At 72.0% G+C, this 11,349-nt stretch carries 8 protein-coding genes; 4 read left to right on the top strand and 4 right to left on the bottom strand.

What is annotated here, in order from left to right:
- Positions 1-3: 3 nt before the first annotated feature.
- From CW359_RS04955 to rsmH, 4 genes are all read right to left on the bottom strand, one after another.
- Positions 4-1,536: a UDP-N-acetylmuramoyl-L-alanyl-D-glutamate--2,6-diaminopimelate ligase gene (locus CW359_RS04955; RefSeq protein ID WP_105968545.1), complete on the bottom strand. Its 1,533-nt coding sequence runs from the start codon at positions 1,534-1,536 to the stop codon at positions 4-6.
- Between the two features lie 177 nt (positions 1,537-1,713).
- Positions 1,714-3,666 (bottom strand): peptidoglycan D,D-transpeptidase FtsI family protein, encoded by a 1,953-nt coding sequence (locus CW359_RS04950; RefSeq protein ID WP_269805580.1) that lies wholly within the window; start codon positions 3,664-3,666, stop codon positions 1,714-1,716.
- Positions 3,667-3,671: 5 nt separating this feature from the next.
- The gene (locus tag CW359_RS04945) at positions 3,672-4,259 is read right to left on the bottom strand and encodes a cell division protein FtsL (protein ID WP_105968510.1); all 588 of its coding nucleotides are present in this window, start codon (positions 4,257-4,259) and stop codon (positions 3,672-3,674) included.
- A gap of 116 nt (positions 4,260-4,375) precedes the next feature.
- Positions 4,376-5,332 carry a 16S rRNA (cytosine(1402)-N(4))-methyltransferase RsmH gene (gene rsmH, locus CW359_RS04940; RefSeq protein WP_105968509.1) on the bottom strand — a complete coding sequence of 319 codons (957 nt, stop codon included), beginning with the start codon at positions 5,330-5,332 and terminating at the stop codon, positions 4,376-4,378.
- Between the two features lie 289 nt (positions 5,333-5,621).
- Between rsmH and CW359_RS04935 the strand changes: the two genes are divergently transcribed.
- From CW359_RS04935 to CW359_RS04920, 4 genes are all read left to right on the top strand, one after another.
- Complete coding sequence (locus CW359_RS04935; protein WP_105968508.1) at positions 5,622-6,170, top strand: beta-class carbonic anhydrase; 549 nt, start codon at positions 5,622-5,624, stop codon at positions 6,168-6,170.
- A gap of 250 nt (positions 6,171-6,420) precedes the next feature.
- Positions 6,421-7,461 carry an AAA family ATPase gene (locus CW359_RS04930; protein WP_105968507.1) on the top strand — a complete coding sequence of 347 codons (1,041 nt, stop codon included), beginning with the start codon at positions 6,421-6,423 and terminating at the stop codon, positions 7,459-7,461.
- Complete coding sequence (locus CW359_RS04925; RefSeq protein ID WP_105968506.1) at positions 7,458-8,825, top strand: DUF58 domain-containing protein; 1,368 nt, start codon at positions 7,458-7,460, stop codon at positions 8,823-8,825. Before CW359_RS04930 ends, CW359_RS04925 begins: the two co-directional genes overlap by 4 nt.
- Positions 8,822-11,212, top strand: coding sequence for a transglutaminase TgpA family protein (locus CW359_RS04920; RefSeq protein ID WP_105968505.1), 2,391 nt, complete (start codon positions 8,822-8,824; stop codon positions 11,210-11,212). Before CW359_RS04925 ends, CW359_RS04920 begins: the two co-directional genes overlap by 4 nt.
- Positions 11,213-11,349 lie beyond the last annotated feature (137 nt).

The raw sequence follows: 11,349 nt of genomic DNA, 5'->3' as shown, positions 1-11,349 counted from the left end.
AGTTCATCCCTGGGTCTTCTGGATGGCTTCTCGAAGCACCTGGCGGTCGTCGAACGGACGGACCACCCCGGCGATGTCCTGGCCCTGCTCATGGCCCTTGCCCGCGACCAGCACGGTGTCCCCGGGCCGGGCGCGGGCCACGGCTGCGGCGACGGCCTCGGCCCGGTCCTCGAACACCTGGACCTCGGCGCGCTCGTGGGCCGGCACGGAGGCGGCGCCTTCGAGCATGGTCGCGAGGATCGCGAGGGGGTCCTCGGAGCGGGGGTTGTCGGAGGTCAGTACGGCGGTGTCGGCGAGCCGGGCCACGGCGGCGCCCATCGGCATGCGCTTGGTGGTGTCCCGGTCGCCGCCGCAGCCGAGCACGACGTGCAACTTGCCCTCGGTGACCTTGCGGAGCGCCTTGAGGACCGATTCGACGGCGTCCGTCTTGTGGGCGTAGTCGACCACCGCGAGATACGGCTGGCCCACGTCCACCCGCTCCAGGCGGCCCGGCACCCCGGGCACGCCGGCGATGCCGTCGGCGGCGGTCTGCGGGTCGAGCCCGGCCTCCGCGAGGGCGACGATCGCGGCGAGGGTGTTGGCGACGTTGAAGGTGCCCGCGAGCGGCGAACGGGCGGCGATCCGCTGGTCCTTGGGGCCGACCACGGTGAACGTCGAGTCCATCGGGCCGATCCGGACGTCGGCGGCACGCCAGTCGGCGTCCGGGTGCCCCTCGGCGGAGAAGGTGACGACCGGCACGGTGGCCTCGCGGGCGAGCCGCCGGCCGTAGGCGTCGTCGTGGTTGACGATGCCGAGTTTGCTGCGTTCCGGAGTGAACAGCCCAGCCTTGGCCTGGAAGTAGTCCTCCATGCCGGAGTGGAACTCCATGTGTTCCGGGCTGAGGTTGTTGAACACCGCGATGTCGAAGACGCAGCCGTCGACCCGGCCGAGGACCAGGGCGTGGCTGGAGACCTCCATGGCGACCGCCTCGACCCCGCGTTCGCGCATCACCGCGAACAGGGCCTGGAGGTCGGTGGCCTCGGGCGTGGTGCGCTCGGACTTGATGCGCTCGTCGCCGATGCGCGTCTCGACCGTGCCGATCAGTCCGGTGGCCCGGTCCGTCTTCAGACCGCCCTCGACGAGGTACGCGGTGGTGGTCTTGCCGGAGGTGCCGGTGATGCCGATCTGGAGCAGGTCGCGCCCCGGACGGCCGTAGATCGTGGCCGCCAGTTCGCCCATCCGCGCGCGCGGGTCGTCGGCCACCAGCACCGGGAGCCCGGTGGCGGCGGCGCGTTCGGCGCCGGTCGGGTCGGTCAGCACGGCGGCTGCGCCGAGGCCGGCCGCCTGCGTCACGAAGTCGGCGCCGTGCAGCCGGGCGCCCGGGAGGGCGGCGTACAGGTCGCCGGGGCGGACGGCGCGCGAGTCATGGGTGATGCCCGTGACCGCGACGGCTCCGTCCGCCGTGGCCGGGGGCTGTGGGGCACCCAGCTGTCCGGCCAGTTCCGCGAGGGGTGTGGCGGAGACGTGAACCGGCCTCGGCGGTCCCGGATATGTCACGGGAACGCCCTTCTGGGTGGATTGGTACTGATCGGCGTTTGGCACGGCGGTGAGCGTACCGGGCGCACCCCCGAGGGGGCGAAGCGAGGGCGCGGACGGGGCGTGCGACGGGACGCCGTTCCCCTGGTCGGGAGAGTCTGTGGTCACGAGCTGTTTCCTGGCTGGTTTCCGTGCTGATCAGGGTGTGAAGGTCACGGGGAGATTCGCGGCCTTGGCCCCGGTGGGCGGTACCTGAAGGGTCTTCAGGGCGAACTCCATGACCTCCTTGTAGATGGGGCCGCAGATCTGGCCGCCGAAGTAACTGCCCTTGGTGGCGTTCTGGATGGCGCAGTAGACGGTGATGCGGGGGCTGTCGGCGGGGGCGAACCCGGCGAACGACGAGGTGTAGCCGTGGTAGCGGCCGGTGGCCGGATCCACGCGGTTGGCGGTACCGGTCTTGCCCGCGACCCGGTAACCGGGGATGCGGGCCTTGGTGCCGGTGCCCTCTTCGTCGTCCACGACGGACTCCAGCATCTTGGCGAGGGTCTTCGCCGTCTTCGCGCTGATCACGCGGGTCTTCTTCGGGTCGGCGGCGGGCGTGAACCGGCCGTCGGCGCCCTTGGTGCCCCGGATCAGCGTCGGCTCCACGCGGACGCCGCCGTTGGCGATCGTCGAGTAGACGGAGGCCGCCTGCATCGCGTTGAGGGAGACGCCCTGGCCGAAAGGAATCGTGAACTGCTGCGAGGTCGACCAGTCGCCGGGCGCCGCGAGGATGCCCTTGGTCTCGCCGGGGAAGTCGAGCCCGCTGTAGCTGCCGAGGCCGAACTTGCGCAGATAGGAGTAGAGGACCTCGTTGGACCGCGCCTGCGTCTTGCCGAGCTGCCCGGTGGCGAGAATCGTGCCGATGTTGCTGGACTTGGCGAGCACGCCGTTGAGCGTGAGGTACCAGGTCGGGTGGTCGATGTCGTCCTTGAAGAGCCGGTCGCCCCGGTGCAGCCGGTTGGGCACGACGACATGCGTCGCGGGCGTGGCGACGTTCTCCTCGAGTACGGCGGCCATCGACATGACCTTGGCGGTGGAGCCGGGCTCGTAGGCGTCCTGGAGGGCCGCGTTGCCGAGCGCGTCCGGGTTCGCCTTCGTCAGGTCGTTGGGGTCGAAGCCGGGCGAGTTGGCCATGGCCAGGATCTGTCCGGTCCGGGTGTCCTGCACTATCACGTACCCGCGGTCCGCCTTCGACTCCTTCACCTGCTCGGTGATGGCGTTCTGCGCGGCCCACTGGATGTCGCGGTCGATGGTCAGCTCGATGTCGGACCCGGGCACCGCGGGCGTCTCGGTGGAATCGGCGGTGGGCACCTGCCGTCCCCCTGACTGTGCGTACCGGATCTTGCCGTCCTGCCCGGCCAGTTCGCCGTTCAGCTGCTGTTCGAGACCGCCGCCGCCCTTGCCGTCGGCGCTGACCCAGCCCAGCAGTCCGGCGGCGAGTCCGCCGTTCGGATAGACGCGCTTGCTCGCGGGCACGGCCAGCACACCGGCGAGGACGTTGACGGTGTCCGGATCGGTTCCGGACTTCGCGGCCAGGGTCGACTTCAGGTCCTTGATCTGCGTCCACACCTGGGGGGTCTGGCGGTGCGCGAGCAGCGTGTAGCGGGTGTTCGGCGTCTTGAGCTTGTTCGCGATGACCTCCGCGTCCTGCCCGAGGATCGGCGCGAGCAGGGCGGCGGCCTGCTCGGGGGCGTCGGCCAGCTTCGTGCTCTTCGGCGTGAACATCGTCGGGTCGGCGGTGATGTCGTACGCGTCCACGCTGGTCGCCAGTTCGACACCGTTGCGGTCGGTGATCTCGCCGCGCTCGGCGGCCAGGGTGCGGCCGACGTACCGGTTCTGCTCGGCCTTGGCGGCGTACACGCTCGCGTCGACGGCCTGTACCTGGAGCAGCCGTACGACGAAGGCGGTCAGCACCAGGGCCAGCGCGAGGCTGACCATGCGCAGCCGGGGCCGGGGGCTGCCGAGCCGCAGGACCTTGGGCCCGCCCGCGCGGGGTGCGGCCGGGCGGCGGGCGGGGCGGGCGCCGGGGCCCGGGCGCCGGGGGGCGCCGGGGCGGGCGGATCTGGCCGGTGCGGGCACGCGGCGGCGCGGCGGTTCCCTGTCGGACACTTCCGTCACCTGCCGGGGGTCGTGGAGGGGAGGGTGGGCGTGGCTGCGGGTACCCCCGCCGGGGGCACCGACGCGGAGGGCGTCGGCGTGGCCGTCGGCACCGGCGTGGCAGTGGGTGCCGGGGTCGGCACAGGCGTAGGTGTGGGCGTGGGTGTGGCCGTCGGGGTGGGCGCCGGTTCGGGCACGATCGCCTCGGGCGGGACCACCGCCGGGAGCCGCAGGGCCGCCGGCTCGGCGGGCCCGGGGACGCCCTTGACGGTGCCGTCGGGGTTCAGGAAGGCAGGGTCGCCGCCGGGCACCATGCCGAGTTCCCCGGCCCGGCGCTGGAGGGCGTCAGGGGCGGCGTAGGCGTCCACGTCGCGCTGGAGGGCCTGTTCCTCGTCGGTGAGGCTCTTGGTGTCCCGCTGGAGGTCGTCGAGGCGGAACCCGCCTTCGCTGAGCGCGGAGTTCAGCACCAGGAGCCCGATGAGCCCGCCGCCCAGCAGGAAGACGACGAGCAGCACGAAGGGGGTACGGGCGGCCTGGCCCGGGCCTGCGGGGAAGAGCCGGGCGAGCCGGGCGGCCCGGCCCTTGAGTTCGGGGTTCCTAGTCACTCGGGTCCGCCTCGCCGCGTTTCACGCCGGTCATACCGGCTGACCTGCTTTTCCGCCGGTGGTCCGGGGGTCGGCCCCCGGGAGCATGCGGCCATCGGCAGTCCCCTTCGTACGCCTCACTCGGCGTCCTCCCTGATGCGCTCGGCCCCGCGCAGTCGCGCCGGGGCGGCCCGCCGGTTCTCGGCGATCTCTTCCTCGGTGGGAAGTTCGGCACCACGGGTGAGCAGCTTGAGCCTGGGCTGGTAACGCTCGGGCACGACCGGCAGTCCGGGGGGCGCCGTGTTGGCGGCGCCGGCCGCGAACACCTGCTTCACCAGGCGGTCTTCGAGCGAGTGGTACGACAGCACGGCGATCCGCCCGCCGACCGCGAGGGCCTTCACCGCGGCCGGGATCGCCCGCTCCAGGACGGTCAGTTCGCCGTTGACCTCGATGCGCAGCGCCTGGAAGGTGCGCTTGGCGGGGTTGCCGCCGGTGCGCTTGGCGGCCTGCGGCAGCGAGTCGCGGATCAGTTCGACGAGCCGGGCGCTGTTGCTGAAGGGCTCCTTGTCGCGCTCGCGCACGACCGCGGAGACGATCCGCTTGGCCTGCTTCTCCTCGCCGTACGCCCGCAGGATCCGGACGAGTTCACCGGGCGGGTAGGTGTTGAGGACCTCGGCGGCGCCGATCCCGGTCGTCTGGTCCATGCGCATGTCGAGCGGCGCGTCCTGGGCGTAGGCGAACCCCCGGTCGGCCTCGTCGAGTTGCATGGAGGAGACGCCCAGGTCGAACAGGACGCCGTCGACCCTGGGCAGGCCCAGCCGGTCGAGTACGTCGGGCAGTTCGTCGTACACCGCGTGCACCAGCTCGGCCCGCTCGCCGAAGGGGGCGAGCCGCTCGCCGGAGAGGCGCAGGGCCTCCTTGTCGCGGTCGAGGGCGACCAGCCGGGCCTCGGGGAAGCGGGCGAGGAGCGCCTCGCTGTGGCCGCCGAGGCCGAGGGTGCAGTCGACGACGACAGCGCCGGGCCGCTCCAGCGCGGGCGCCAACAGGTCCAGGCACCGCTGGAGCATCACCGGGACGTGTCGACTATTGCTCAAGGGGCCCTCTCAGGTCCGGCACGGTGCCGTACGCACCGCCGGGCCGTACGTACGCGCCGCGCACGCGGGGGATCAACTTTCGCGTCACTTTAGTCCACGGTGTCGCCCGGTCAATCAACCGCCCTGCGCGTCGCGGCACCCTGGTACGGCAAGCCGTAAATCGCCATCAATCACCCGTACGGGTACACTCGCACCACCCGTGTGGGTTACCTCACAACAACACTCATTGATGTTCTTTGTCCCCTCTCACAACGGGCCCGGTACCCCCGTGACCAGTACCGTCATGCTTATGACGACTTCTGCATCACTTCCCACCGGGCCCGAAGGCGCCATATCCCCCGAGGGCGCCGTCATCGACCGGCTCGTCACGGCCAACGAGCGGTATGCCGCCGCCTTCACCGACCCGGGGATGGACGCCCGCCCGGTGCTCCGGGTGGCGGTCGTGGCCTGCATGGACGCCCGTCTCGACCTGCACGCGGCGCTCGGTCTGGAGCTGGGCGACTGCCACACCATCCGCAACGCGGGCGGCGCGGTGACCGACGACGTGATCCGCTCCCTGACCATCAGCCAGCGGGCGCTCGGCACCCGCAGCGTCGTCCTCATCCACCACACCGGCTGCGGTCTGGAGTCCCTCACCGAGGACTTCCGGCAGGAGCTGGAGGCCGAGGTCGGCCAGCGCCCCGCGTGGGCCGTGGAGGCGTTCCGGGACGTCGACCAGGACGTACGCCAGTCGATGCAGCGGGTGCGCACCAACCCCTTCCTGGTGCACACCGACGACGTCCGCGGCTTCGTGTTCGACGTGAAGTCGGGCCTGCTGCGTGAGATCGACCCCGCGTAACCGAACCGGAACGCGGATCCTTACGTATGTCTCTACGAAATTTACCCTGCACTTCCATGCCGAAAAGGCCTGAAAACCAGACATAGCCCTGCCAGTTATCCACAGGCGAGTGACACGAACCGGTAACGGCAACAAGAATGCGGGTGTGGCGTCACGCGGAACTTCTCCCGCGTGCCGTCCGTGTTTCGGGGTGGGCCGGTCCGCATCGCAGAGGGTCGGCCCGGAGATTGAACGGGCCTAGGAGGGCCGTGTGACGACCTATGACGATCGAGCGAGCCTCACTGATCTGACCGCCACTGTGGAGCGAGTCCGCAGTTCGGTGGAGGGAGTGATCGAGGGCAAGCCTGAGGTCGTACGGCTTTCGCTGACCGTGCTGCTCGCCGAGGGGCATCTTCTGATCGAGGATGTCCCGGGCGTCGGCAAGACCATGCTGGCGAAGACGCTGGCCAAGTCCATCGACTGTTCCGTGCGGCGCATTCAGTTCACGCCGGACCTGCTGCCCTCGGACATCACGGGTGTGTCCATCTGGGACCAGCAGCGCCGCGACTTCGAGTTCAAACCGGGGGCGATCTTCGCGCAGATCGTGATCGGCGACGAGATCAACCGTGCGTCGCCGAAGACCCAGTCCGCGCTGCTGGAGTCCATGGAGGAGCGCCAGGTCACCATCGACGGGACGACCTACGAACTGCCCAGCCCCTTCATGGTGGTGGCCACCCAGAACCCGGTCGAGATGGAGGGCACCTACCCGCTCCCCGAGGCACAGCGCGACCGCTTCATGGCCCGCGTCTCCATCGGCTACCCGAGCCCGGAGGCCGAACTGCAGATGCTGGACGTGCACGGCGGGGTCTCGCCGCTGGACGACCTCCAGCCGGTGGCCCACGCGCACGACATCGTCAAGCTCGTCGAGGCCGTCCGCAACGTCCATGTCGCGGACTCGGTCCGGCGGTACGCCGTCGACCTGGTCGGCGCCACGCGCAACCACCCCGACCTCAGACTCGGCGCCTCGCCGCGCGCGACGCTCCATCTGCTGCGCGCCGCGAAGGCGTCCGCCGCCCTGAGCGGCCGGGAGTACGCGCTGCCGGACGACGTCCAGGCCCTCGCCGTGGCCGTCCTGTCCCACCGTCTGCTGCCCACCGCCCAGGCCCAGCTCAACCGCCGGACCTCCGAGCAGGTCGTCCAGGAGATCCTCCAGCGCACCGCGGTGCCCGCGGCGCCCCAGCAGCAGAGCGGCTTCGGCATGGGCCGCTCGGCGCCCGACTTCGGGCAGCAGCCGCCCCGGAGGCTTGGATGAGCGCAGGGGCGCCCGGGCATCCGGAGGACGACGACCAGGGCGAGAAGGGCGGGGTGCGGACGGCGCTGGCCGGTCTCACCACCCGCGGTCGCTCCTTCCTGGCCGCCGGAGTCGCCGCCGCCATCTGCGCGTACGTCCTGGGGCAGAGCGATCTGCTCCGGGTGGGCCTGCTGCTGTCCGTACTGCCGCTGGTCTGCGCGACCGTCCTGTACCGCACGCGCTACCGGGTGGCGGGCAGCCGCAGGCTCTCCCCCGCGCGCGTGCCGGCCGCCGAGGAGGCGAGGGTCCATCTCCGCATGGACAACGTCTCGCGGCTCCCCACGGGCCTGCTGATGCTCCAGGACCGGGTGCCGTACGTCCTCGGTCCGCGCCCCCGGTTCGTCCTGGACCGGGTCGAGGCGGGCGGGCGCCGCGAGGTGTCCTACCGGGTCCGCTCCGACCTGCGGGGCCGCTATCCGCTGGGCCCGCTCCAGCTGCGGCTGACCGACCCCTTCGGCATGTGCGAACTGACCCGCTCCTTCTCGACGTACGACACCCTGACGGTCATCCCGCGCGTGGAGGCCCTGCCCCCGGTGCGGCTGACCGGCGAGGCCAAGGGGTACGGCGAGGGACGGCAGCGCTCGCTGGCACTGGCCGGCGAGGACGACGTGATCCCGCGCGGGTACCGCTACGGCGACGACCTGCGCCGCGTGCACTGGCGCTCCACCGCCCGCTACGGCGAGCTGATGGTGCGCCGCGAGGAGCAGCCGCAGCGGGCCCGCTGCACGGTGCTGCTCGACACCCGGGGCATCGCCTATCTGGGCGCGGGCCCCGACTCGGCCTTCGAGTGGGCGGTCTCGGGCGCCGCCTCCGTCCTGGTCCACATGCTCGAACGGGGCTTCTCGGTACGCCTGTTGACGGACACGGGCAACTCCGTGCCCGGCGAGGGCGGTGAGGGTTTCGCGGGCGCCAGCCAGGAGTCGGCGGACGCGGCCGGACTGATGATGGACACGCTCGCGGTGATCGACCACTCGGACGGCGTGGACATCTCGCGCGCGTACGACGTGCTGCGCGGCGGCGGTGAGGGACTGCTGATGGCGTTCTTCGGCGACCTCGACGAGGAGCAGGCCCAGGTGGCCGCGAAGATGCGGCAGCGCAGCGGCGGGGCGGTCGCCTTCGTGCTGGACAGCGAGACCTGGGTGCGGGAACCGAACGATGTACCGGGTCCCGAGGACCCGGGCGAGGAGTCGCTGCGGATGCTGCGCGAGGCGGGCTGGACGGCCGTGCGCGTGCCGCGCGGGGCCGCGATGAGCGAGGTGTGGCGCCAGGCGGACCGCGAGCGGTCCGGTCTCGGCGTGGCCGGTGGCGGGGAGGGGCGGTCATGAGCGGGCGCGCACGACTGGCGCTGTGCGCCTGGGTGGCCACCATGCTGGCGGCGTTCGCCCTGCTGCCGCTGGTGGAGAACGTGAGCTGGCTGGTCCAGGTGGTCATCCTGCTGGGCATACAGTCGGCCGTCGGTGCGGGGGCCCGGCGGGTGCCGCTGGCCTGGCCGCTGACGGTGGCCTCGCAGCTGCTCGTCACGCTGGTCCTGATGACCCTGGTCTTCGTCCGGGAGCAGGCGTTCTTCGGCCTGATCCCCGGCCCCGACGCCTTCCAGGAGTTCGGCACACTGCTGCAGACCGGCGCGGACGACGTCGGGCGGTACGCCATCCCGGCGCCGCTGTCCGACGGCATACGTCTGATGCTGGTCGGCGGTGTGCTGCTGATCGGGCTCGCGGTGGACACCCTCGCGGTGACCTTCCGGGCCGCGGCCCCGGCCGGGCTGCCGCTGCTCGCGCTGTACTCGGTCGCCGCCGGGCTGTCCGACGGCGGCGGTGCCTGGCTGTGGTTCCTGCTGGCCGCGGCGGGCTATCTGATGCTGCTGCTGGCCGAGGGCCGGGACCGGCTCTCCCAGTGGGGCCGGGTCTTCGGCGGCGCACCACGCACCCCGGGCGAGCAGTCGTCCGGCGGAGTGGTCGCCCCCGTGCGCACGGGACGCCGGATCGGCGCGGTCGCGCTGGGCGTCGCCCTGGTGGTGCCGCTCGCGCTGCCCTCGCTCGACGGCGGGCTGCTGGACGCCGCCGGTACGGGCGTGGGCTCGGGCAGCGGGGGCGGCGGCACTATCTCCGCCGTGAACCCGCTGGTGTCGCTGCGCGACAGCCTGAACGTGGACGAGGACCGCCAGGTCATGTCCGTGCGCAACAGCACCGACGACACCCAGGACCTGTATCTGCGGATCGTCTCGCTGGACTCCTTCGACGGCACCGCCTGGAAGCCGTCCCAGCGGCACATCCAGGACGTGCCGAAGACGTTCCCAACCCCGCTCGGCCTCAGCGCGGACGTGCGGCGCACCGAGATCACGACGACCATCTCGGCGGCGGACTGGTATGCCCAGGACTGGCTGCCGATGCCGTACCCCGCGACCGGGGTGAAGATCGACGGCAGCTGGCGCTTCGAGCCGGTGGGCCGCACGCTCGTCGGCGACCACGGCCAGAACACCCGCGGTGCGCGGTACACGGTGACGAGCCTGGACGTGCAGCCGACCGCGGCGCAGCTCGCGGACGCCCCGGAGCCGGACCCGGCGCTGGTGCGCGAGTTCACCCAGGTCCCGGAGTCGCTGCCGGAGATAGTGGCACGCACCGCGCGCGAGGTGACCGCCGGTTCGACGAACGCCTACGAGCAGGCGGTCAAGCTCCAGGACTGGTTCTCGGTGAGCGGCGGTTTCCGCTACGACACCCAGGTGCAGGTCGGCAGCGGCTCGAACGCGATCGCCCGCTTCCTGAAGGACAAGGAGGGCTTCTGCGTCCACTTCTCCTTCGCGATGGCCTCGATGGCCCGCACGCTGGGCATCCCGGCCCGGGTCGCGGTGGGCTTCGCGCCGGGCACCCCGCAGCCGGACGGCACGGTGTCGGTGGGGCTGCGCGACGCGCACGCCTGGCCTGAGCTGTACTTCGAGGGCGTCGGCTGGACCCGTTTCGAGCCGACCCCGACCCGTGGCTCGGTGCCCGAGTACACGCAGTCCCAGGCGCCGAACAGCGACATCCCGAACCCGGAGCTGCCCTCGCAGAACGCCTCCGTGGCGCCCTCCGACTCCGCGTCGGCGAGCGAGAGCTGCGCTGCGGTGCAGCGGCGGCTGGACGGCGGGTGCGCGAGCGAGTCGGCGCAGGTGGCGCTGGGGCAGGACGACGGGGACAGCTGGTGGTCCGCCGCCCTGCTCTGGGCGCTCGGTGTGCTCATCTGGCTGGCGATCCTGTTGTCGCCGTTGCTGTGGCGGCTGCGGATCCGGTCCGTACGGCTCGGGGCGCACGGCCGCGCGGACGGCGACGTGGCGGTCCACACACTGTCGGCCTGGCAGGAACTGACCGACAGCGCCTGGGACTTCGGTATCGGTCCGGAGGAGTCGCAGACGCCCCGCAAGGCGGCGGCCCGGATCGTGCGCCTCGGCGGTCTCGACCAGTCGGCGGCGGATGCCGTGCGCCGGGTCGCGGATGCCGTGGAGCAGGTCCTGTACGCGCCGACGCCCCGTCCGACGGCCGGCCTCGCGGAGGACGTACGCCAGGTGACGGCGGCCCTGCGCGGCACGGCGAGCCGGGGCACGCGACTGCGGGCGACATTCGCCCCGCGTTCGACCGTACGAGTGGGATGGGCGCTGGCGGCCCGCTGGTCGGCGCTCGGCGAGCGGGTACTGGCAGCCAGGCCGACCCTGCGCAGGCCGTGGGGCCAGCACAGCTGACGGGACACGGCCGACGGGACACCGTCGGCGCCGCAAGGTCCGGAAACGGCCGGTGGCCCGAACCCCCTGAGGGTTCGGGCCACCGGCCGTTTCACGTCTCGCGTTCGGTCACGACGCCGGGTTCAGCCGCCCTGGGG

Source organism: Streptomyces geranii (assembly GCF_002954775.1).
Classification (GTDB): Bacteria; Actinomycetota; Actinomycetes; order Streptomycetales; family Streptomycetaceae; genus Streptomyces; species Streptomyces geranii.
This window is presented reverse-complemented; position numbering and strand designations above follow the sequence as displayed.

Excerpts from the sequence above, each read along its gene's own strand:
- CW359_RS04935 (WP_105968508.1), top strand. The coding sequence starts at position 5,622 with ATGACGACTTCTGCATCACTTCCCACCGGGCCCGAAGGCGCCATATCC.
- CW359_RS04925 (WP_105968506.1), top strand. The coding sequence starts at position 7,458 with ATGAGCGCAGGGGCGCCCGGGCATCCGGAGGACGACGACCAGGGCGAG.
- CW359_RS04920 (WP_105968505.1), top strand. The coding sequence starts at position 8,822 with ATGAGCGGGCGCGCACGACTGGCGCTGTGCGCCTGGGTGGCCACCATG.